The 22,654-nt window shown below is 65.8% G+C and carries 19 protein-coding genes and 1 pseudogene; 16 read left to right on the top strand and 4 right to left on the bottom strand.

The genetic code is table 11. The features are described 5' to 3' along the window. The first annotated feature begins 75 nt into the window (after positions 1–75). From dnaE to pncA, 3 genes are all read left to right on the top strand, one after another. Positions 76–3,543: a DNA polymerase III subunit alpha gene (gene dnaE, locus QO058_RS02020; protein ID WP_284170079.1), complete on the top strand. Its 3,468-nt coding sequence runs from the start codon at positions 76–78 to the stop codon at positions 3,541–3,543. Between the two features lie 76 nt (positions 3,544–3,619). Beyond that, positions 3,620–4,342: an FkbM family methyltransferase gene (locus tag QO058_RS02015; protein ID WP_284170078.1), complete on the top strand. Its 723-nt coding sequence runs from the start codon at positions 3,620–3,622 to the stop codon at positions 4,340–4,342. 142 nt (positions 4,343–4,484) lie between these two features. Then, on the top strand, positions 4,485–5,210 hold the full coding sequence (gene pncA, locus QO058_RS02010; protein WP_284170077.1) for a bifunctional nicotinamidase/pyrazinamidase: 726 nt from the start codon (positions 4,485–4,487) through the stop codon (positions 5,208–5,210). A gap of 15 nt (positions 5,211–5,225) precedes the next feature. Here the strand turns inward: pncA and QO058_RS02005 are convergent, their stop codons facing one another. Together QO058_RS02005 and QO058_RS02000 are read right to left on the bottom strand one after the other, a co-directional pair. Further along, positions 5,226–6,392 carry a GGDEF domain-containing protein gene (locus QO058_RS02005; protein ID WP_284170076.1) on the bottom strand — a complete coding sequence of 389 codons (1,167 nt, stop codon included), beginning with the start codon at positions 6,390–6,392 and terminating at the stop codon, positions 5,226–5,228. A gap of 57 nt (positions 6,393–6,449) precedes the next feature. After that, positions 6,450–7,370, bottom strand: a complete 921-nt coding sequence (locus tag QO058_RS02000; protein ID WP_284170075.1) for a LysR substrate-binding domain-containing protein — start codon at positions 7,368–7,370, stop codon at positions 6,450–6,452. Between the two features lie 136 nt (positions 7,371–7,506). Here QO058_RS02000 and QO058_RS01995 point away from each other — a divergent pair, with 136 nt between their 5' ends. Further along, positions 7,507–8,514: an ornithine cyclodeaminase family protein gene (locus QO058_RS01995; RefSeq protein ID WP_284170074.1), complete on the top strand. Its 1,008-nt coding sequence runs from the start codon at positions 7,507–7,509 to the stop codon at positions 8,512–8,514. A 127-nt stretch (positions 8,515–8,641) separates the two neighbouring features. Then, on the top strand, positions 8,642–9,727 hold the full coding sequence (locus tag QO058_RS01990) for a branched-chain amino acid ABC transporter substrate-binding protein (protein WP_284170073.1): 1,086 nt from the start codon (positions 8,642–8,644) through the stop codon (positions 9,725–9,727). A gap of 22 nt (positions 9,728–9,749) precedes the next feature. Here the strand turns inward: QO058_RS01990 and QO058_RS01985 are convergent, their stop codons facing one another. Further along, positions 9,750–10,136, bottom strand: a complete 387-nt coding sequence (locus QO058_RS01985) for a RidA family protein (RefSeq protein WP_284170072.1) — start codon at positions 10,134–10,136, stop codon at positions 9,750–9,752. Positions 10,137–10,447: 311 nt separating this feature from the next. Between QO058_RS01985 and QO058_RS01980 the strand changes: the two genes are divergently transcribed. From QO058_RS01980 to pyrH, 5 genes are all read left to right on the top strand, one after another. Continuing rightward, positions 10,448–10,840, top strand: a complete 393-nt coding sequence (locus QO058_RS01980; RefSeq protein ID WP_284170071.1) for a pore-forming ESAT-6 family protein — start codon at positions 10,448–10,450, stop codon at positions 10,838–10,840. Positions 10,841–10,949: 109 nt separating this feature from the next. Continuing rightward, positions 10,950–11,261: an antibiotic biosynthesis monooxygenase family protein gene (locus tag QO058_RS01975; RefSeq protein ID WP_284170070.1), complete on the top strand. Its 312-nt coding sequence runs from the start codon at positions 10,950–10,952 to the stop codon at positions 11,259–11,261. A gap of 160 nt (positions 11,262–11,421) precedes the next feature. Continuing rightward, complete coding sequence (locus QO058_RS01970; RefSeq protein ID WP_284170069.1) at positions 11,422–12,432, top strand: 30S ribosomal protein S2; 1,011 nt, start codon at positions 11,422–11,424, stop codon at positions 12,430–12,432. 296 nt (positions 12,433–12,728) lie between these two features. Further along, positions 12,729–13,652 carry a translation elongation factor Ts gene (gene tsf / locus QO058_RS01965; protein ID WP_284170068.1) on the top strand — a complete coding sequence of 308 codons (924 nt, stop codon included), beginning with the start codon at positions 12,729–12,731 and terminating at the stop codon, positions 13,650–13,652. Positions 13,653–13,760: 108 nt separating this feature from the next. Further along, complete coding sequence (pyrH, locus tag QO058_RS01960) at positions 13,761–14,468, top strand: UMP kinase (RefSeq protein WP_129155375.1); 708 nt, start codon at positions 13,761–13,763, stop codon at positions 14,466–14,468. Between the two features lie 112 nt (positions 14,469–14,580). Here pyrH and QO058_RS01955 read toward each other — a convergent pair whose 3' ends face one another. After that, entirely contained in the window at positions 14,581–14,994 is a 414-nt protein-coding gene (locus QO058_RS01955) for a VOC family protein (protein WP_284170067.1), read from the bottom strand. A 245-nt stretch (positions 14,995–15,239) separates the two neighbouring features. Here QO058_RS01955 and frr point away from each other — a divergent pair, with 245 nt between their 5' ends. From frr to bamA, 6 genes and pseudogenes are all read left to right on the top strand, one after another. Further along, a complete protein-coding gene (gene frr, locus QO058_RS01950) occupies positions 15,240–15,803 on the top strand; it encodes a ribosome recycling factor (RefSeq protein WP_284170066.1) in 564 nt (187 codons plus the stop codon). A gap of 65 nt (positions 15,804–15,868) precedes the next feature. Next, positions 15,869–16,627 carry an isoprenyl transferase gene (locus QO058_RS01945; protein WP_284170065.1) on the top strand — a complete coding sequence of 253 codons (759 nt, stop codon included), beginning with the start codon at positions 15,869–15,871 and terminating at the stop codon, positions 16,625–16,627. Continuing rightward, positions 16,624–17,442 (top strand): phosphatidate cytidylyltransferase, encoded by an 819-nt coding sequence (locus QO058_RS01940; protein ID WP_284170064.1) that lies wholly within the window; start codon positions 16,624–16,626, stop codon positions 17,440–17,442. Before QO058_RS01945 ends, QO058_RS01940 begins: the two co-directional genes overlap by 4 nt. A 7-nt stretch (positions 17,443–17,449) precedes the next feature. Next, the gene (dxr, locus tag QO058_RS01935) at positions 17,450–18,628 is read left to right on the top strand and encodes a 1-deoxy-D-xylulose-5-phosphate reductoisomerase (protein WP_284170063.1); all 1,179 of its coding nucleotides are present in this window, start codon (positions 17,450–17,452) and stop codon (positions 18,626–18,628) included. A 22-nt stretch (positions 18,629–18,650) separates the two neighbouring features. Next, a pseudogene (gene rseP / locus QO058_RS01930) lies at positions 18,651–19,799 on the top strand (RIP metalloprotease RseP). Positions 19,800–20,106: 307 nt separating this feature from the next. Then, on the top strand, positions 20,107–22,644 hold the full coding sequence (bamA, locus tag QO058_RS01925; protein ID WP_432212000.1) for an outer membrane protein assembly factor BamA: 2,538 nt from the start codon (positions 20,107–20,109) through the stop codon (positions 22,642–22,644). Positions 22,645–22,654 lie beyond the last annotated feature (10 nt).

Genomic DNA, 22,654 nt, shown 5'->3' with positions numbered 1-22,654 from the left:
CTCCCAGGATCAAGAATCGGCGCAAGTCCTCCCGCTCGGCCCACTGGCTGAACGGATGGCGCGCCGGAGGGCGCGATGACCGACCGCAAAGACGACGCACTGGTTCAGGACGAGGTCGGCTTCGTCCATCTGCATGTTCATTCGAGCTATTCGCTGCTCGAGGGCGCGATCCAGGTCGGCACGCTCGCCAAGCTCGCCGCCGGCGACGGCCAGCCGGCCATGGCGCTGACCGACACCAACAATCTGTTCGGCGCGCTCGAATTCTCCGAGAAGCTGGCGAGCTCCGGTGTCCAGCCGATCGCGGGCGTCCAGCTCTCCGTCGACTTCGCCGATGAGGACACGGGCGGACGCAAGCCGATCCAGAGCGTGACGCCACATCTCGTCCTGCTGGCGACGAGCGAGGCCGGCTACAGCAATCTGATGAAGCTGGTGACGCAGGCCTGCCTGGTGGCCGGGGCTGGCGCGCCGGTCGCGGCGATCGACCATGTCGCCGAATGCGCCCATGATCTGATTGCGCTGACCGGCGGCTTCGGTGGGCCGCTTGACGCGGCGCTGCGTGCCGGCCAGCCGGCCCAGGCGGAAACGCGGCTGAAGCGACTGCGGGCGATCTTCGGCGACCGGCTCTACGTCGAGCTTCAGCGCCATGATCGCGAGGACGGAGCGGCGATCGAGGCCGGGCTGCTGCGGCTCGCCTATGACAATGATCTGCCGATCGTCGCCACCAACGAACCTTATTTTGGCAAGCCGGCCGATTTCGAGGCGCATGACGCACTGCTTGCGGTCGCGGCCGGCCGGCTGGTCTCCGACAATGAACGCCGACGCGTCACGCCGGAGCATTATTTCGCCAGCCGGGCAGAGATGAAGCGGCGCTTCGCCGACCTGCCGGAAGCGTTGGCGTCGACCGTCGAGATCGCCCGGCGCTGCTCCTGGCGCGTCGGCCTGCGCAAGCCGATCCTGCCGCGCTTCGGCGAGGAGGGTCGCGACGAAGCAGAAGAGCTGGAGAGCCAGGCGAAGGCGGGGCTCGAAGCACGGTTGGCCAAGCATGGACCGGCTGGGGCCTTCACGGTCGAGGACTACGAAAAACGGCTCGCCTTCGAGCTCTCAATTATCACCCGGATGAAATTCCCGGGCTATTTCCTGATCGTTGCCGACTTCATCAAATGGGCCAAGGATCACGACATCCCGGTCGGGCCGGGGCGCGGTTCGGGCGCAGGCTCGCTCGTCGCCTATGCCTTGACCATCACCGACGTCGACCCGCTGCGCTTCGGCCTGCTGTTCGAGCGCTTCCTCAACCCCGACCGCGTCTCGATGCCGGACTTCGACATCGACTTCTGCCAGTACCGGCGTGAAGAGGTGATCGACTACGTCAAGCATCGCTATGGCGAGCAGCGGGTCGCCCAGATCATCACCTTCGGCACTTTGCAGGCGCGCGGCGTGCTGCGCGACGTCGGCCGCGTGCTGGAAATGCCCTACGGCCAGGTCGACAAGCTGACCAAGCTGGTGCCGCAGAACCCGGCCAAGCCGATCACCTTGCCCGAAGCCATCGCCGGCGAGCCGAAGCTGCAGGAGGCGGCGGCCGAGGAGCCGGTCGTCGCGCGTCTGCTCGAGATCGCCCAGAAGCTCGAGGGGCTGCACCGCCACGCCTCGACCCACGCCGCCGGCGTCGTCATCGGCGACCGGCCGCTGGAAGAGCTGGTCGCGCTCTCGGTCGACCCGCGCACCGGCATGCGCGTCACCCAGTTCAACATGAAATGGGTCGAGCAGGCAGGGCTGGTGAAGTTCGACTTCCTCGGCTTGAAGACGCTGACCACGCTGACCATCGCGGTCAAGCTGATCGCCCAGCGCGGGATCGCGGTCGACCTGGCGCAGCTGCCCTTCGACGATCCGAAGACCTACGAGATGCTGTCGCGCGGCGAGACGGTCGGCGTGTTCCAGGTGGAATCGGTCGGCATGCGCAAGGCGCTGGTCGAAATGAAGGCCGACCGGATCGAGGACCTGATCGCGCTGGTGGCGCTCTACCGCCCCGGCCCTATGGACAACATCCCGACCTATTGCCGCCGCAAGCTCGGGCTCGAGGAGCCGACCTATCTGCATCCTGGCATGGAGCCGTTCCTATCCGAGACGCATGGCATCATCGTCTACCAGGAACAGGTGATGCAGGTGGCGCAGGCGCTGTCGGGCTATTCGCTCGGCGAAGCCGACCTGCTGCGCCGCGCCATGGGCAAGAAGATCAAGGCCGAGATGGACGCCCAGCGCGACCGTTTCGTGAAGGGCGCGATCGAATCCGGGCTGAAGAAGGATCTGGCTTCCGAGATCTTCGACCTGCTGGCGAAGTTCGCCGACTACGGCTTCAACAAGAGCCATGCGGCGGCCTATGCCGTGGTCGCCTTCCAGACCGCCTACCTCAAGGCGAACTTTCCCGTCGAGTTCCTCGCAGCGTCGATGACGCTCGATATCGGCAATACCGACAAGCTCTCGGAGTTCCGTCGCGATGCGGAGCGGCTCGGTATCAGGGTCGAGCCGCCCTCGATCAACCGCTCCGGTGTCGATTTCGACGTCGCCGACGAAGCGATCCGCTATGCTCTCGGCGCGATCAAGGGCGTCGGCCGGGTGGCGGTCGAATCGATCGTCGCGGCGCGGGCCAAGCAGGGCCCGTTCCGCGACCTCGCCGATTTCGCCCGCAGGATCGACACGCGCCTGGTCAACCGGCGCACGATCGAGGCGCTGATCTCGGCCGGCACGCTCGATGAGATCGAGCCGGAGCGGGCCAAGGCGATGGCGGCTGTCGATGGCATGCTCGCGCTCTCGAACCGCACGCGCGATGCCGCCGAGGGTGGCCAGTCCGAACTCTTCGGTGGCGGCGGGGTGGCGGAAGCCTTCCGCATCCCGCCCTTCGAGCCCTGGGCGCCGGCCGAGCGACTGCAGCGCGAGCACGATGCGGTCGGATTCTTCCTGTCGGGGCATCCACTCGACGACTACGAGCATGTGCTCAAGCGCCTGCGCGTGCAGAGCTATGCCGATTTCGCCCGCAATGTCCGCGCCAGCGGCACCTCGATCGCCAAGGTCGCCGCCTCCGTCATCGACAGGTCGGAACGCCGGACCAAATCCGGCAACAAGATGGGTATCGTGCAGCTGTCCGATCCCAGCGGCCAGTTCGAGGCGATCCTGTTCTCGGAGGGCCTGCAGCGCTATCGCGAGCTGCTCGAGCCCGGTGCGGCATTAGTCCTGAGACTCTCGGCCGTGCTCGACGGCGAGGAGGTGCGCCCGCGCATCGAGGATTGCGAGCGGCTCGACGATCTCGCCAACCGGCAGAAGCAGGACCTCTGCATCTTCCTGCGCGATGACAAGGCGCTGTCCTCGATCGCCGAGCGGGTGAAGCCGCGCGACGGCGTGCGCGCCGACGGCAAGATCTCGCTGGTGATGATCCTCGACGACGGCGCCCAGGAGGTCGAGATCGAATTGCCCGGGCGCTATCCGGTCAACCAGCAGGTCGCCAACGCGGTGCGCGCCGCGCCCGGTGTGGTGAACGTCGAGCTGCGCTGAAGCCTGCCCGGCCTTGCGCCGTCGGCGGCCAAGGCTTCAGAGTGTGCGCAGACAACGATGATGTCCGGGGGACTGAATGAAGCAGTATGTCGCGCGTATCCCGATGAGCCTCGCCGTGCCCGAGGCGATGCATTGGGCGATCAAGGACGTGCTAGAAGGCGAATACGAAGCCGGCTTCGATGGCGTCGGCCTCGACATCCTCGATATCGGCGCCAATGTCGGCTCCTTCGCGCTCTGGGCGAGCGCGCGCTGGCCGGGCAGCACCGTGACCTCCTACGAGCCGCATCCCGGCACTTTCGAGCTCTTGAAGCGCAACACGCATCAGCGCCGCGACATTGTCACGGTCAATGCCGCGCTGTTCCCGGGCGGCCAGAAGACGGCGACCTTCCTCAGCCGCTTTGCCGGCGACGGTGAATCGGGGCTCGCGTCCTATGCCGGCGACACCTTCGTGGCCGGCGCCATGGTCGAGCGCTACGAAGTTGCGGTGGTCGATCCTTCGAGCCTGCCCTCAGCCGATATCGTCAAGATTGACATCGAAGGCGGGGAGGGCGACGTGCTCGATCATCTCGACCTGTCGAAGACCTCGCTGGTGCTGCTCGAATACCAGAACCGCAAGAACCGCCTGCAGCTCGAGGCGCGCCTCGCGGCCGATTTCGAGCTGATCGACACGGTGGAGCACATCTGGGATCCGTTGCTCGAACAGCGCTGCTATCGGCCCGATCTCGCCGGCGACGTCTATGGCCGCATGTTCGCCGCTCGCAGGGGCATCACGCGGATGACGCGGGCGGCGGGAGAATGATCGGCGGCCTGCGCCCGGCTGTCGTCATTGTCCGCGCGCGAAGGCATATCGTCGCGCTCTGGTTGGCGGTAACATGGTGCGCTTCGGTTCCGGCTCCGCACCTCCGGCCGCCGAGACGCCGATAGCAGCTCGGGAGGCGAGGATGCAGGATGGCTTCGAGATCGACCGGCGCAGCCTGGTCGCGGGCGCGACGGTGCTCGTCGCATCCGCCGCGGCGTCACCGCTGAAGGCACAGGAGAAATCGGTGATCGATGCAAGGACCGCCCTCATCGTCGTCGATGTGCAGAACGATTTCTGCCCGGGCGGCAGCCTGGCGGTGGGCAAGGGCGACGAAGTCGTCGCCGTCATCAACGCCTTGGGTAAGCGCTTCGCCAATGTCGTCATGACGCAGGATTGGCACCCGGCCGGCCATTCCTCCTTCGCCAGCAGCCATCCCGGCAAGAAGCCGTTTGAGATGATGCAGATGCCCTATGGCCCGCAGGTGCTCTGGCCCGACCACTGCATCCAGGGCAGCAAGGGCGCCGAGTTCCGCGCCGATCTCGACCTCACCATGGCGCAGACCATCGTGCGCAAGGGCTATCGCCGCGAGGTCGACAGCTATTCCGGCTTCGTCGAGGCCGACCGCAAGACGCCGACGGGCCTCGGCGGCTATCTCAGAGAACGCGGCGTCGCCCGCGCCGTCGTCGTCGGCCTCGCCACCGATTTCTGCGTCGGCTGGACAGCGCAGGATGCGGCGCGCAACGGGCTGGAGACCCTCGTCGTCGAGGAGGCGTGCCGGGCGATCGACCTCAACGGTTCGCTCGATAAGGCCTGGGCCGACATGGCGGCGCTCGGCGTGAAACGGGCGCGGCTTGCGGATCTGATCTGACGAATTGAGGCACGCTCACTTCGCCAGAGCGCGAATCTGCACCTGGACCCGATCGCGGCCGAGCCGCTTCGAGCGGTAGAGCGCCTCGTCCGCGTGCTGAAGCAAGGCCTCCAGCCGATCGCTCGCGGCGTTGCCTTCGGCGACGCCCACGCTCAGCGTCGGCTGGAGCGGAACGCCATCCCAGTCGGCGAGAGCCCGCCCGAAGGCAGCCCGGATGCGGTTTGCAACGTGTACCGCCTCCCTGGTGGTCATGTGCGGAAGGGCGACGACGAACTCGTCGCCGCCATGGCGCGCCAGGATATCGCTGGCGCGCAATTCGCTGCGCGCCGCTTCGGCGAAGAGCTGAAGGATACGATCGCCGGCGGCGTGGCCATGCGTATCGTTGAGGTTCTTGAAATGATCGATGTCGATCAGGAGCAGCGCCACACGGGTAGGCCGCTTGCCGGCATCGGCGGCCAGTTGGCTCATGGCGCGCTCCAGGCCGCTGCGGTTCATCGCGCCGGTGAGAGGATCGTGCTGCGCGAGCGTGACCAGCGTGTTGCGGCTGCGTTCGGCGGCGAGCAGTAGCAGTGCGCTGCTCCGTAGAAGCACGAAGGTGGTGCCAGTCGCGGCGAACCATGGATTGGAGTTTTCGGCAGGAAACAGCTCGGCGCCGAGCTCTCCGATTGCGGCGAGCCAGGCACGTAGTGCGAAGAGCACGACCGTCGGCGCGAACAGGGCGGCCAGGATCGCGCCGGAGACCAGCCGCTCGCGCCGCCACAAAAGCAGGCCTTCCCGGACAAGAAGCGCATCGCAGACCATGACCAGGATGGAAACCAGGACGACCCGGCGGACGAAGCCGTCCGGCTCGTTCCACAAGAACAGCGGGACGGCGGCCGCTGCGGCCGCCAGGATGTAGAGCGGCAGGCGAGCCGGCCGACCAGCAAAGCTTCGGACCCCGAACAGGACGAGCAGATAGCCGATCCAGCTGACGGTGTTGGCGAGCGGGATCGAGACGATGTCGGGAATGACGTCCCGCAATCCTACACCGATCAGGCCGAGGCCGATCAGCAGGTTGCTGACCCCCCACCAGAGCGGCCAGCGCTCGAAGCGGCCGGTGGCATAGGCGAACAACTGCACGAATCCGAGAATCATGCAGGTGATCGCCCCTGCCAGATAGATTGTCCTCAGATCGAGCAGCACGCCAGGCCATCCAAATCGACTCGTAAGGACGTTAGCAGCATGGCGTGAACGGAGCGTTCACAGGGCGGCTGCGTCGCCTTGGCCTGTCCTCGTTTCCGCCAGCATGTCCATGAGCCAGCTGCGGAACAGCCTGGCCTTGCGCGGCAGCTCGGTTCCGGCTGGGTAGTTGAGGAAATAATCCGCCCCGATATGGACCTTGACCGAAAACGGCTGCGCCAGCCGGCCCTGCGCGAGGTCGTCCTCGATCAGCTCGGCGAAGAACAACGCGACGCCGTGCCCGTCGCAGGCGACGCGGCGCAGCGCATGCGAATCGCTGAGTCTTAGACCCTCGCCCAACACGGCATCGGCACTGCCGGCGGCCTGTGCCCAGGCACGCCAGTGACCAAGATCGAATTCGTAGAAGAGCGGCAACCGCAGCAAGACCGCAGGGTCGGCGAGCGGCCCGGTCTCGTCCAGGAGCGCAGGTGCCAGCACCGCAGTGAGCGAGCCGTCGAGAACCTTCTCGGCGCGTACGCCGGGCCAGGCGCCGCTGCCCCAGTTGATGCCGAGGTCGATACCTTCGCGGCGATGGTCGGCCGGGTGGTAGGAATGATGCAGCCGCAGGTCGATTTCGGGGTGGCGCCTGACGAAAGACATCAGGCGCGGCGTGAGCCAGGCGGCCGAGAAGTAGGGCGCGACGCTGACATTGAGGATCTCCCGGGCGCCGCTGCCGGTAACCTGCTCGACGGCCTGCTCGATCGTTTCGAAGGCGGCATAGACCCCGGCGAACAGGATTTCGCCCGCATCCGTCAGCCGGTTGCCGGCCGGCTCGCGGTGGAGCAGGCGCACCGACAAACTCTCCTCCAGCAGCCTGATCTGCCGGCTGACCGCCGCCTGCGTCACTCCCAGTTCGTCCGCCGCCCGGGTGAAGCTCAAGGTCCGCGCCACGGCCTCGAAGGCCCGCATCGCGGTCAGGGAGGTCATCCGTTTGCGGCGCATCGGCATAATCTCAAGTTATAGGGTTCTTCAAAAACTCATTTTTCCTCAAATCCGCGCTGCGTCAAACATAACCCGAGTGATCCGCGGGCCGCCCTTGAGAGGTCAGGCCGGCGCAGTTTCGAACGCGAGGATATCGATGACTTTCGCCGCCACAATCGCGCCGAGGCGCAGCCCTGCCGAGATCGGGAAAGGCGCCTTGCCGGTGCTGCATCTGAGCGAGGCCGATGTCGTGCGCCTGCTCGATCCGGCACAGCTGCTCGACGGGCTCGCCGACGGGTTCAGGGCGATGGCGCGCGGCGAGGTCCAGGCGCCGGATCGGCCCGAGATCACGGTTCCCGGCAAGGGCTTCTCGCTCGCGATGCCAGCCTGGACGGCGGGGATGAATCTCACGGTGAAGATCGTCAACGTCTTCGAGGCCAATCTCGATATCGACCTGCCAAACCATCTTGCCGTGATCATGCTGTTCGATCCGCAGACCGGCGCGCCCGTCTGCATCATGGACGGCACCCACATCACCGCGATCCGCACCGCAGCGTCGGCCGTCCTCTCGGTCCGGGCCCTCGCACGGCCGGACGCCCGGATCGCGACCCTGATCGGTGCTGGAGTACAGGGGCGCGAACATCTGCGGCTCCTGCCGCTGGTGCGCGAATTCGATGAGATCCGTGTCGCTTCGCTGCATTACGAGGATGCCGAGAAGCTCGCCGCCAGCTGTCCACGGGCGCGGCCCGTGCGTGATGTCGAGGCGGCGGTGCGCGGCTCGGACGTCGTCTGCCTGGCGAGCCATGCCTATGAGCCGGTTATCGCGAGCGAGTGGGTCCGGCCTGGCACGCATGTGTCCTCGGTCGGTTACGCTCCGCCGCGGGGCGAGCTGCCGGTCGAGCTTCTCAGCAGGGCGCAGCTCTTTGTCGAAAGCGACGAGGCGTTCAGGCCACCGCCGGTCGGCTGCGCCGAGCTTTCCGGACGCGATCCGGCCAGCGCGACTACGCTCGGCGACCTGTTCTGCGGCGCCAGGCCAGGCAGGGCGGGCGCCGAGCAGATCACGCTCTACAAAGCGATGGGCATCGCCATGGAGGACATGGTCGCAGCCGACATCGTCTATCGGCGCGCGCTCGCCGAAGGAAACGCCCAGCACATCACGCTCTGATCGCGAGAGCCCATCGGGCCCGGCCAGGCGCGCTGCCCTCCGGCGCCGCCCGCGCTCGCGCCTGCCACCCAGCCGGCCCGGTCGGCAGCAACGGAGATATCCCATGCACAGGATCATAGGTCCGCTCATGCTTTCATGGCTTTCGGCGGTCGTGTCCGTGCCGGCCTTCGCGCAGGTGCGGATCGCCCTGGCGGGGCCGATGACCGGTGCGAATGCGAGCTTCGGCGATCAGCTGCGGGCGGGAGCCGAAGCAGCGGTCGCGCAGATCAACGCCAAGGGCGGCGTGCGTGGCGAAAAGCTTGAACTCGTCGTCGCCGACGATGCCTGCGATCCGCGTCAGGCGGTCTCGGTCGCCAACAAGCTGACAGGTGACGGCGTGCGCTTCATCGCAGGTCATTTCTGCTCCGGCTCGACCCTGCCGGCGAGCGAGGTCTATGCGGAGGCGGGCGCCGTCGTCATCACCGTCTCGACCAATCCCAAGATCACCGAGCGCGGCATGAAAGCGCTGTTCCGCATCGGCGGGCGCGACGATCAGCAGGGTCCAACCGCGGCCGAGTTCATCGTCAAGAGTTTCGCCGGCCGTCGCATCGCGATCGTGCATGACAAGAGCTCGTTCGGAGCAGGCCTGGCGGGCGAGGTCCGCAACCGGCTCGCTGCCGCGGGGCAACGGATTGCGTTCGATACCGGCATCAATGCCGGCGAGAAGGATCACAGCGCCCTGATCTCGCGGCTCAAGGCAGCCCGCGCCGAAGTCCTCTTCTTCGGCGGCTATCATACCGAAGCTGGATTGATCATGCGCCAGGCGGCCGATCAGGGGCTGAAGCTCGACATGGTCGGCGGCGATCCGCTCGCTTCGAGCGAATTTGCTGCGGTGGCCGGAGACGCGGCCAACGGGGTTCATTTCACCTTCGCGCCGGATCCGCGCAAGAACCCGGCTTCGAACGAGGCGGTGCAGGCAATGCGCGCGCGCAATCTCGAGCCGGAAGGCTGGGCGCTCTACTCCTATGCCACCGTCCAGATCTTCGCCGAGGCGATCGCGCAGGCGAACTCCACCGAGCCGCGTGCGGTTGCGCAGGCTGTTGCCGGTGCGCGCTTCACGACTGCGGTCGGCGAGGTCCGTTTCGACGCGAAGGGCGACAACCAGCAGCCTGGCTTCGTCGTCTATCGCTGGCAGGGCGGCAAATCCGACTACGCTGCCGGCCAGGCAAAGTGACGATGCGGCTGGCCGGCCCGCCTCAAGCCGCCGCGATGATCTCGATCTCGACGAGCCAGTCCTCGCGCAGGGTCTGCGCCACGATCGCGGTGGTCGGGATCGCGCGGCCGCCGAGAGCGGCGAGACGAGCGTTCTGGTTGGCCTCGACGAAGCTGGCATCGCGCAGATAGCTGGTCAGGCGCACGATGTTGTCGACGCCCATGCTCGCCGAGGCGAGGATTGTGCGCAGGTTGTTCCAGATCAGCGCAAGCTGCTCGTCGAGGGTGGCGCCGGGCTTGCCGGCTTCGTCCAGCCCCATGGTGCCGCTGACGAAGAGCAGGCGCTGTGGCGCCACCACCTCCATCGCATGGGCATAGTCCGAGGTCGCCGGGTAGACGCCGTGGCTCGGGTTATGGGCGATCAGCTGCATGGTATCCTCCTCGCCGTCGTTGGGCTGAACGTTGTCTGGCGAGGGAGTGTTATGGCTGGAGGAGGTTCCTGCAGTAGCGGAATAGCGAAAGCCGGGCGAAATACAGATGGCATTCCGCTTCGGTCGTCTGTGCGGCGGGGAGGTGGCGCTTTCGGCGAAACGGTATCAGGCCTTCACAAGGAGCGGCTCGCTTTCGCAGCACGCCCGAAGCCTCTTGTCGCGCCCTTGTCGCACCCGGCAGGGAAGCTATTCTGGCGCTGGGGAAGCGGGGCTTGCATCTTTCGGATGCGTTCAACTTGAGAGAGATTGATATGCTGCTTTCCTTCAAGCGTTTCAGCGCGCTCGCCGCTTTTGCGGCTCTGTCCAGCGGCCAGGCTTTTGCCCAGAGCCAGGCCGATCAGCTCGCGATGGCCTATCAGGCCGGCCGCAACCAGCTCGGAATCCTGAGCTATTGCGCCGAGAAAGGCCATGTCAGCGCCGATGTCGTCGCGATCCAGGCCAAGGTACTGGCGCTGATTCCGCCGCCGGCCGACAAGAGCGCCGGCGATACCGCAGAAGCCGCCGGCAAGAAGGGCACGATCGCGATGATGGGCGTGACCCAGGATCTCGAGACGATTGCCAAGGCGCAGGGCGGCACCGCCGCGGCCTACTGCAAGCAGATCGGCGACGTCGTGCAGAAGGCGGCGGCATCGCTGCCCAAGTGAGCTCTGCAACGCCCGCTCCTGCCAGGGGCTGGCAGGGTGTGGCTTGACCTCAACCAAGGTTGAGGCCGTATCGACCCGGCTCCTATCTTCTGTGCCGAAGGAGCCGGGCATGTCAGACAAGCCGATCGTCAACATCAGCATCATCACTCCGAAGCCGGAATGCTTCGCCGAGTTCATGGAACTGCAGCTCGCCCAGCACCGCAGCTTGCGCGGCAAGGTCGACGGGCTGATCGGCGGCAGGCTGTTCCGCTCGCGGCAGGACCGCGACGTGGTGCTGGTGACGATGTTCGAATCCGAGGAGGCGGCGCTACGCTTTGCTCGCGACGAGCGCTTCACCAGCCATATGGCGCGTATTAGCCCCTTGCTCGAAGGCGCCGTGCCAGGGGGCTATCGGGTCGCTTACGAGGTTGGCTCGCTCTGACGACAAGCCTCCAGGTCTTGCATTCCGGCGCCACGGCGTGTAAGGCGCGCCCTATCCCACATGGGGAGCATCACCTCGACACCGAGGCGTTCCGGTGACTGGTCAGCTTATGGCCGGCTCATTCGCTCCCCAGAGGCTCAACCGGAAGGACAAGAATACCATGGCTCTGCCAGATTTCTCCATGCGTCAGCTGCTCGAGGCCGGCGCCCATTTCGGCCACCAGTCGCATCGCTGGAACCCGAAGATGTCGCCGTTCATCTACGGGACGCGCAACAACATCCACATTCTCGACCTGTCGCAGTCGGTGCCGATGCTGTCGCGCGCCCTGCAGGCGGTCAGCGACACCGTCGCCCGCGGCGGCCGCGTCCTCTTCGTCGGCACCAAGCGCCAGGCGCAGGACGCCATCGCCGACGCGGCCAAGCGCTCGGCCCAGTACTATGTCAACTCCCGCTGGCTCGGCGGCATGCTGACCAACTGGAAGACCATCTCGGCTTCGATCCAGCGCCTGCGCAAGGTCGACGAGCTGCTGAGCGGCGCCAGCACCGGCCTGACCAAGAAGGAGCGCCTGATGCTGGCGCGCGAGCGCGACAAGCTCGAGAAGGCGCTCGGCGGCATCAAGGACATGGGCGGCACGCCCGACATGATCTTCGTGATCGACACCAACAAGGAAGCGCTCGCGATCAAGGAGGCCCAGCGCCTCGGCATCCCGGTCGCGGCCATCATCGACTCCAACAGCGATCCGGATGGCATCACCTTCCCGGTTCCGGCCAATGACGACGCCGGCCGCGCCATCGCGCTCTATTGCGATCTCGTCGCGCGCTCTGCCATCGACGGCATCTCGCGCGCTTCGGGCGACCACGGCGTCGACCTCGGCGCTGCCGAGGCCCCGATCGTCGAGCCGGTGATTGCCGAGCCGGTTGCAGTCGAGGGGCAGGCTCAGGCTTTCGAGCTGCTGACCGGGCCGCGCGGCGCGCCGGACGACTTCATGAAGCTCTCGGGCATGGGTCCGGAGATCGTGCAGAAGCTCAATGATGGCGGCATCTTCCACTTCTGGCAGCTCGCTGCCATGACGCCGGCAGAAGTCACCAAGGTCGATCATGACCTGAAGCTCGCCGGCCGCATCGAGCGCGACGGCTGGGTTGCCCAGGCGCGCGATCTCGCCGACGCCTGATCTCCCGGATTGCGACGCGTCATCGGCGCGTCGCACTTCGATACCTGACTAGAGCAGGATGCGAAAAAGTGGGAACCGGTTTTTCGCATTGATCCTGCTCTAACTCTTTGATGAGAGACGGATTCAGCCTTCAGATGGAAGCGCTTCGCGATTCCATCTGAAGGCATCCGGCTCTAGAGCCGAAGCAGCGCCGACGACCGGAAACGGAGCGTCGGCGTTTGCCAATCCAGGCTTCCGCTTTTCGACAGTGCGGTACGCCACCGGGCGAAGGCCGCGAGACAGCAAGGACGACGCAAATGGCTGCGATCACCGCCAGCATGGTGAAGGAACTCCGCGACAAGACCGGCGCGGGCATGATGGATTGCAAGACCGCGCTTTCCGCCGTCGACGGCAACATGGAGGCGGCGATCGACTGGCTGCGCGCCAAGGGTCTGTCCAAGGCCGCCAAGAAGGCCGGCCGTGTCGCCGCCGAGGGCCTCGTCGCGGTTGTCGTGCGCGGCCATAGCGGCGTCGTGGTCGAGGTCAACTCCGAGACCGACTTCGTCGCCCGCAATCTCGAGTTCCAGGCGCTGGCTCGCACCATCGCCGATGTCGCGCTCGAGCGTGGCGGCGATGTCGAGGCGCTGGCCGCCCACCACTATCCGGGCGGCGGCTCCGTCGCCGACGCGATTGCCAACGCCATCGCCACCATCGGCGAGAACATGACGCTGCGCCGCGTCGGTTCGGTCTCGGTTTCGGCCGGCGTGATCGGTTCCTATGTCCACGGCGCGGTCGCCGACGGGCTCGGCAAGATCGGCGTCATCGTCGGCCTGGAAACCGCCGGCAAGGGCGACGAGCTCGGCTCGCTCGGCCGCCAGCTCGCCATGCACATCGCCGCCACCAATCCGGTGGCGCTCGACCTTGCTTCGGTCGATCCGGCTGTGCTGGAGCGCGAGAAGGCGATCCTGGCCGAGAAGAACGCCGGCAAGCCCGAGCACGTGCTCGCCAAAATCGTCGAGAGCGGCATGAAGAGCTATGCCAAGGAATACTGCCTGCTCGAGCAAGGCTATATCCATGACGGCTCGAAATCGGTTGCCCAGGTGCTGAAGGAGGCCGAAGGCAAGGTCGGCGGTCCGATCAAGCTCACCGGCTTCGCCCGTTTCGCGCTCGGCGAGGGCATCGAGAAGGAAGAGACCGACTTCGCTGCCGAGGTCGCGGCCGCCGGTGGCACGACGGGCTGACAAGCTCGTTGATAGAGATGAGAAAGGCCGCGCCTGGCGCGGCCTTTTTGTAACAAGGGGCGGGGTCGATTCGGCCTGCCTGATGCGATGCAACCAAGGAGAGCCCCGATGAGACCTAAACGTGTTCTCGTGAAGCTCTCCGGCGAAGCCCTTGCAGGAACTGCAGGAAACGGCCTCGACGGCGCCACGCTGACAGCGCTTGCCGCCGACATTGCCCATGCCTCGCACGAGGGTGTCGAGATCGGCATCGTCGTCGGCGGCGGCAACTTCTTCCGCGGCGTGCAGGGCCTCAACAAAGGCCTCGACCGGACGACCGCCGATTCGATCGGCATGCTCGGCACCGTGATGAACGCGCTCGCCCTCGAACATGCCATCGAGGCGGCCGGCGCCCCGGCGCGCGCCATGTCGGCGGTGCCGATGCCCTCGCTCTGCGAGAGCTATGCCCGCAAGCGGGCCCTCGACCATCTCAGCCACGGCAAGGTCGTCATCCTCGGCGGCGGCACCGGCAATCCCTATTTCACCACCGATACCGGCGCGGCGCTGCGCGCGGCCGAACTCGACTGCAGCCATCTGCTCAAGGCGACGCAGGTCGATGGCGTCTACTCGGCCGATCCAAAAAAGGATCCGAGCGCGACCCGCTTCGACACATTGACCCATGAGGATGCGATCAGGCGCGACCTCAAGGTGATGGACACTGCTGCTTTCGCACTGGCGCGCGATGCGAGCCTGACGATCGTGGTCTTCTCGATCGCGGAAAAGGGTGCGCTTGCGGCCGTGCTGCGCGGTGAGGGCAGGGCGACCTACGTCACGCCATAGATCGCCGCGCGTCCTGTCGGACGTGATAACGGTGATCTATCTAATTGGTATCGCATCGGATTTTTCCGAAAAGTGCATTCCACTTTTCGGTCCGATGCTAGGGGCAGCCGCATCAGAAATTCGGCCAGAGGCCGGGCGTCGCCAGTTCGAGCAGATGCCCGTCGGGATCGCGGAAATAAAGGCTTGTCCCACCGCGATTCCAGCTCATCCGCCCTTCGATCGCGATGCCATGCTGGGCCAACCGCTCCTCCCAGGCTGGCAGCTCGGCTGCATCGACGGCGAAGGCGATGTGCAGCGGGCCCCCGCCGTCATGCGGCGGAATGCTGCCGTTCTCTGAAGCCTGCGTCTCCGCGGAGGCGCCACGCAGGAAGAGCAGCAGCACGTTCTGCCCGCCAACATCATAGGCGATGAGCGTCCTGGTCTTGAGCATGGGCATGAGCCCGAGCTTCGCCTCGTAGAACTCCGCCGCGCGGTCGAGACCGTCGACATAAAGCGCGGTTTCGACGATGCGGTTCAGCCGGGGCATGCGAATCTCCTCGAGACGGCGGCCGTTCGCATGGCCGCAAGATTGACCTAGGCATTGCTCCTGGTCTTAGCCAGCGCGGCAGCCGGTCTATTGGCCATGCGCAAGCGGTCGAGATCTGATTCCCCTTGCAGACCTGTTGGGGAAAATGCTGTTGACGCATAAATCCTTGACCCTGGAGCGGGTGCTCGCCATGGTCGCGCCATTTCCGGCTCTATCCGGCCGGTTTCGACAAGGTTTTGAAGACGATGGCCCAAACCACTTTCGATCTCGCCGATCTCAACCGTCGCATGGACGGCGGTGTGCAGTCGTTCAAGAGCGACCTGGCCTCACTTCGCACTGGCCGCGCTTCGACCAATGTGCTCGATCCGATCACGGTCGAGGCCTATGGCGCACGCACGCCGTTGAGCCAGCTCGCTACGGTCAGCGTGCCCGAGCCGCGCCTGCTCTCGGTTCAGGTCTGGGACCGCAGCATGGTCCAGGCGGTCGAGAAAGCGATCCGAGAATCCGATCTCGGCCTAAACCCCCAGACCGAGGGGCAGGTGCTGCGCATCCGCATTCCGGAGCTCAACGAGCAGCGCCGCAAGGAGATGGTCAAGGTCGCGCATAAATATGCCGAGGAGGCGAAGATCGCCGTCCGGCATGTTCGCCGCGACGGCATGGACCTGATCAAGAAGCTGGAAAAAGACGGGCATATGCCCAAGGACGACGTCACCAAGCAGACCGACCTGGTCCAGAAGGCGACGGACAAGCATATCGGCGAGATCGATCAGGCGCTCGCCAGCAAGGAAAAGGAAATCCTGCACGTCTAAAGTGCGTGGCGCGGCGCCGTCCTGTATCATCGACGCATGGGCTGTTGCCCTGAAGAGGCTTCTAGATGTCAGACGGCCCGCGCCCGGCAGCGCCTGATCCAGCACCAGCCCATGTCGCGATCATCATGGATGGCAATGGCCGCTGGGCGCAGATGCGTGGCCTGCCGCGCCAAGAGGGACACCGGCGCGGCCTCGAAGCCTTGCGGCGGACAGTCCGCAACGCCGGCGATCTCGGTATCAAGGTCCTGACACTCTACTCGTTCTCGACCGAGAACTGGAGCCGGCCGATGGCCGAGGTCTCCTTCCTGCTCGGGCTGCTGCGCCGCTTCGTCGAGAACGATCTGGCGGAGCTGAACGAGGCCGGCGTGCGCGTACGCATCATCGGGAGCCGCGAGGATCTGGCGCCCGACCTGCGTGGGCTCGTCGAACGCGCCGAGACGGTGACACGTGACAATACGGGGCTGACCCTGGTTGTCGCTTTCAATTACGGTTCGCGTGACGAGATCGCCCGCGTCGCGCGTGGTCTTGCGCGGGATGTCGCCGCTGGGCGGCTCCTTCCAGACGCGATCGACGAGAAGATGCTGTCTTCGCGTCTCGATACCGCTCAGCTGCCGGATCCTGACCTGGTGATCCGTACCTCCGGCGAAACGCGCATCTCGAATTTCCTGCTCTGGCAGGCGGCTTATGCCGAGTTCGTCTTCACGCCGGTGCTCTGGCCGGATTTCGATCGCAAGGCGCTTGAAGAGGCACTGGCCGAATTCCACCGCCGCGAGCGCCGCTATGGCGGCGTCCAGCCGGCCGAAGCGAAGGTCGGGGTCGCGTGAATGAGGGGAGCGCCGGCACTGGCGCCTCCGAGCTTCGTCTGCGGGTCGTCTCAGCGCTGGTGCTCGCCGTGGTCGTCCTCGGTGTCACCTTGCTCGGAGGCTGGCCCTTCCGCCTGATCTGGACGGTCGTCGCCGGCGTCGTCGCCTATGAATGGCTCGCCATCGTCAGCCGCAGGAACGCGGTCGCCGGCGGGATCGGCGTTGGGCTCGCCGGGCTCGCGCTCGGCTTCCTGCCTCTGGGCGGCCCGGCGCTCGCCGGCGCCGCGGCGCTCGCCGGCCTGATCGGGGCGATCGTGACGACGCGGGCAACCAGCCAACGCCTGCTCGAAGCTTGCGGCGTCGCCTATGCGCTCTGCTTTGCGCTGGTGACCCCAGCGCTGCGCGATGCGCCGGGAATCGGGCTCGCGCTGATCATCTGGACCTTCGCGGTGGTCTGGCTCACCGACATCGCCGCCTATTTCACCGGGCGGGCATTGGGTGGGCCGAAGCTGATGCCGAGCGTCAGCCCGAAAAAGACATGGTCGGGCGCGCTCGGCGGCGCCTTGGCAGGTATCCTCGGCGGCACCGCCGTCTGGGCGTTCTTCTTCCCCGGCTTGCCATCGGGCGTCTGGCCAGTGCTCGCGGTCTCACTCGCGGCTTCCGCCGCCAGCCAGGCGGGCGATCTGTTCGAATCGGCGATCAAGCGGCGCTACGGGACCAAGGATTCGAGCCATCTGATTCCCGGTCATGGCGGCTTCCTCGACCGGCTCGACGGTTATTGGGCCGTGCTGGTCTTCGCCGGCCTGCTGCTTTATCTGGCGCGGCTGGGACACTGACCAACTGATGCGTCGCACCGTCACCATCCTGGGAGCCACCGGCTCCATCGGCCGCTCGACGCGCGCCGTCATCGCCGAGAACCCGCAACGGCTGCAGATTGCAGCCGTCGTCGCCGGGCGGGATGCGGTCGGGCTGGCGCGGATCGCCCGCGAGACAGGCGCAAGCTTCGCGGCGATCGCGGACGACGGGCAAAGCGGGGAGCTTGCTGCGGCGCTGGCCGGCAGCGGTATCCGCCACGGCGCGGGCCGGGAGGCCGTGCTCGAGGCGGTGGCGCGCGACAGCGACATCGTGGTCAGCGCCATCTCCGGGGCGGCCGGGCTGGAGGCAACCTTCGCGGCACTCACGCCCGGCCGTGTCGTCGCACTCGCCAACAAGGAGAGCCTGGTCTGCGCCGGAGCTGCGGTGATGGAGCGGGCGAGGGCGGTCGGCACCCGCATCGTGCCGCTCGATTCCGAGCATAACGCCTTGTTCCAGGTGCTGGGAGCCGAGCCGATCGAGGCGGTCCGCACCATGACATTGACCGCCTCCGGCGGCCCGTTCTGGACCTGGTCGACCGAACGCATTGCAGATGCGACCCCCGAGCAGGCGCTGGCCCATCCGAACTATGCGATGGGCGCCAAGATCACGATCGACTCGGCCAGCATGATGAACAAGGGACTCGAGCTGATCGAGGCCTCGTTCCTGTTCGGGCTCGCCGCCGAGCAGCTTGAGGTGCTGGTCCATCCGCAGCAGATCGTTCACGGCCTCGTCACCTTCCGCGATGGCTCGGTCAGCGCCGGCATGGCGGTGCCGGACATGCGCGTGGCGGCCGCCCATTGCCTCGGAATCGACGGCCGGCTCGATGCGCCGCCGAGCCGCTTCCTCGATCTGGTTGCCGCCGGGCCGCTCGCCTTCGAACGGCCCGATCTTGCCCGTTTCCCGGCGCTGCGCCTCGCCATGGCGGCGTTGGCGGACGGCGGTGTGGCGTCGGTCGTGCTGAACGCCGCCAACGAGGTGGCCGTCGAGGCGTTCTTGAGCCGGCGGATCGGCTTTCCGGCGATTCCGGCGCTGGTCGAGGCCGTCTGCGCGCAGGCAGGACCCGCGTCGCAGCCCCCCGCCGATGTCGCCGAAGCCCTTGCCGTTGACCAAGATGCGAGAAGCCGGACCCGCGCGCTCTTGTCCGGAGGCCGCTTCACTGTCACCTAGTGACTGAAGCCGGGAGAGTTTTATGGATATCGTCGGATCGGTCTGGCACGCGGGCAGCTTTCTGCTGGGCTATCTGCTGCCGTTCCTGTTCGTCCTCACCCTCGTCGTATTCGTGCACGAGCTCGGCCATTTCCTGGTCGGGCGCTGGTGCGGCGTCGATGTGAAGACGTTCTCGATCGGTTTCGGCCGCGAGCTGTTCGGCTTCAACGACCGGCACGGCACGCGCTGGCGCTTTGCGCTGATTCCGCTCGGCGGCTACGTCAAGTTCTCGGGCGATGCCGATGCTACCAGCTCGACCACGTCCGATTCGGTCACCGGCATGAGCCGCGAGGAGCACGAGCGGTCCTTCCCTGCTCAATCCATCGGAGAGCGAGCGGCGATCGTTGCCGCGGGGCCGATCGCGAATTTCCTGCTCGCCATCCTGATCTTCGGTGGGACGGCCTATTTCATGGGCAAGCCGACCCTGGCTCCGCGCGTCGACAGTGTGACTGTCGGCGGGGCGGCGGCCCGCGCCGGTTTGCAGTCCGGGGATCTGGTCCGCCAGGTCGATGGGCGCGCGATCAGGAGCTTCAGCGATCTCCAGCGCGCGATCTCGATCCGTCCCGGTGAGACCTTGCCCCTGACGGTCGATCGCGGGGGGCCTCGGTCGTCCTTTCGGTGACGCCCGATCTGGTCGAAACCTCGTCTCCCCTCGGCAAGCAGAGATTGGGGATCATCGGCGTGCAGGCGTCGGCGAAGCCCGAGGACTGGTCGACCCAGCATTTCAGCCTGAGCGAATCCGTGGTGCTCGGCATGAGCGAGACCTGGTTCGTGGTCGAGCGGACCTATGATTACATCGCCAAGCTGATCAAGGGGAAGGAATCGACCGACCAGTTGTCGGGGCCGATCCGCATCGCCCAAGTCTCGGGCATGGTCGCTTCCAGTGGCGGTCTTTTTGGCGCTGATCAACCTCGCGGCGCTGCTGTCGGTTTCGATCGGGCTGATGAATCTGTTCCCGGTGCCGATGCTCGATGGCGGCCACCTGCTGTTCTATGCGATCGAGGCGCTGCGCGGAAAACCATTGAGCGAACGAGCGCAGGAGATCGGCTTCCGACTCGGCTTGGGACTGGTCCTGATGCTGATGCTCTTCGTGACCTGGAATGATCTCGTTCACGTCCGGTCGCTGCTTTAACGCCGCGGCCCTTGTTGGCGCTGCAAACTAGCTTGCACCGGGCTGACAGATTTATAGCCAAGGCCGGCCTGCACGGGTGGATTGTGGCTTTTTATGGCCCTTTTCCGTTGAATGGCCGGGTTTTCTTGGCCCTGCGCGTGACCTCCCAGCAACGACTCCCGCAAAAATCTTTTGTTAACGACAATGGCGGTTTGCACCCCGCGGGAAACTTTGTAGAAGCGTTTGGTCTTCAATGTCGCCAGGCCTCGCCAGTAGCGGGGTCCCCCTTTCTCGGGGTGGCGACCCAAAGAATGGAATAGGCGACCCGATGACGTCGACGCTTCAGAGCCGGTCCTTGCGCATGCGGCTCTCTCGATCAGTCGGACTTGCGGCCATCATGGTGGCTGTCAGCGGGAGCGCGGTGTTCGCGCAGTCCGTGCTTGTCCAAGGCAACCGTCGTGTCGATGCGGAGACGATCCGCTCCTATGTGGGGCAGGGTTCGGGAAATCCGCAGGAGATTCGCCAGAATCTCATGGCGACCGGCCTGTTCTCCAACGTTCAGGTCAGCCGCCGCGGCGCGCAGACCGTCGTTTCCGTCCAGGAGAACGATACGATCAATCGCGTTGCCTTCGAGGGCAACCGCCGGCTGAAGGGTGACGTCCTGCTCGGCCAGGTCCAGTCCAAGGCCCGCGGCCCGCTGAGCCAGCAGCTCATCGATGCCGACGTCGAGCGCCTCAAGGACGTCTATCGCCGCGCCGGCTACGGCCTGGCGACGATCAGCGGCCGTATCCAGCCGCTGCCGAACGGCCGCTCGGACGTCGTCTTCACCGTCGTGGAGAGTGGCAAGACTGGCATCAAGTCGATCAACTTCTCCGGCAACGGCGCCTATTCCTCGTCGCGCCTTCGCGGCTTGATGAGCTCGACCGAGTCGAACTTCCTGAGCTGGATCAAGACCTCCGACGTCTACGATCCTGATCGGATCAACTCCGACCTCGAGCTGGTTCGCCGCTATTACCTGAAGAACGGCTATGCCGACTTCCGGATCGTCTCGAGCGATGCCCGCTTCGACGATGCGGCCGGTGGTTGGGTCGTCGATGTCTCGGTCGACGAAGGGCCGCAGTACAAGGTCGGCAATGTCTCGGTCGATTCCCGTCTGCGCGACGTCGATCCGGCTGCTCTGCAGTCGCTGGTCAACACCTCTGCAGGCGATACCTACAATGCCGAGGCGGTCGAGCGCTCGCTGGTCACCTTGACCACCGAGGTGGCGAAGCGCGGCTACGCCTTCGCCCAGGTCCGTCCGCGCGGTGAGCGCGACGCGGCCGGCCAGCAGATCGGCATCACCTATGTGGTCGAGGAAGGGCCGCGGGTCTATGTCGAGCGCATCAATGTGCGCGGCAACACCCGCACCCGCGATTATGTCGTCCGCCGCGAGCTCGATCTCGGTGAAGGCGATGCCTACAACAAGGTCTTCGTCGACCGCGCCGAGCGCCGCCTGAACAATCTCGGCTTCTTCAACAAGGTCCGCATCACCAACGAGCCGGGCAGCGCGCCCGATCGCGTGGTCGTCAACATCGACGTCGAGGACAAGGCGACCGGCTCGTTCTCGATCGCCGGCGGCTACTCGACTTCGGATGGCGTCATCGGCGAGGTCTCCCTGTCGGAGTCGAACTTCCTTGGCCGCGGTCAGTATGTCCGCATCGCCGGGACGATGGGCCAGCGCACCCAGGGCATCGATTTCTCGTTCACCGAGCCTTATTTCCTCGGCCATCGTATCGCGGCCGGCTTCGATCTGTTTTCGAAGTTCAACGACAACACCAATGTTGGCTATTTCGAAAGCCGCGTGACCGGTGGTCAGGTGCGCTTCTCCTTCCCGATCACGGAAGAGTTCTCAATCACGCCGCGCTATTCGATCTATACGACCGAGATCAAGATCCCGAACACCTACTCCAAGCCTTATAACGACTGTAGCTTCCCGATCGACGGCATCACGCCCGGGAGCCCGGGCGGTTCGGATGCGACCACTGCCTTCAACTGCTTGACCAACGGCGAAGCGACGGTCGCGGTCAAGGAAGCGCGCGGGACGACACTGACCTCACTGGTAGGCCTGAACTTCAACTACAACTCGCTCGACAACTACCAGAGCCCGCGCAACGGCTTCATCGCCGAGATCAAGCCGGAGTTCGCGGGCGTCGGCGGCGACTCGAAGTTCCTGCGCGTCAGTGCGGATGCGCGCTACTACAAGGAGTTCTTCGAGGACTTCGTCAGCATTGCGCGCGTTCAGGCCGGTCACGTGCAGTCGACCGGCGGTGGCGATCTGCGCATGATCGACCACTACTTCCTTGGACCGACACTGGTGCGCGGCTTTGCGCCGTCCGGTATCGGTCCGCGCGATGCGCTCAACGATCCGACGGGTAACGCGCTCGGCGGCACCACCTATTTCGGCGGCTCGCTCGAAGTGCAGTTCCCGATCTTCGGCTTGCCGCGCGATCTTGGCCTGAAGGGCGCGGTCTTCGCAGACGCTGGTACGCTGTTCAACTATGACGGCGGTTCCAAGTCGGTCACCAACCCCGGCTTCGGCGCCTGCCCGGCTGGTACGGAAGCGCGCCAGTTCAACGTTGCGATCGTCTCGGGCTATCAGAGCAACGTGGCCTGCGTGCGCGACAAGAACGTCATCCGCTCGTCGGTCGGCGTGAGCTTGCTCTGGCAGTCGCCGCTCGGTCCGATCCGCTTCGACTACGCCTACGCCCTGTCCAAGGACGATGGCCAGTTCGGCACGGCGGTTCTGCCGAACGGCCAGACCATCTCCGGCAAGTTCGGCGGCGACCGGACGCAGGCCTTCCGGTTCTCGGGCGGCGCCCGCTTCTGACCGGCGGGGC

It is taken from the genome of Bosea vestrisii, from assembly GCF_030144325.1.
Taxonomy (GTDB): domain Bacteria; phylum Pseudomonadota; class Alphaproteobacteria; order Rhizobiales; family Beijerinckiaceae; genus Allobosea; species Allobosea vestrisii_A.
Note: the sequence above shows the minus strand (reverse complement) of the source record. Positions and strands in the feature narration are given on the sequence as shown.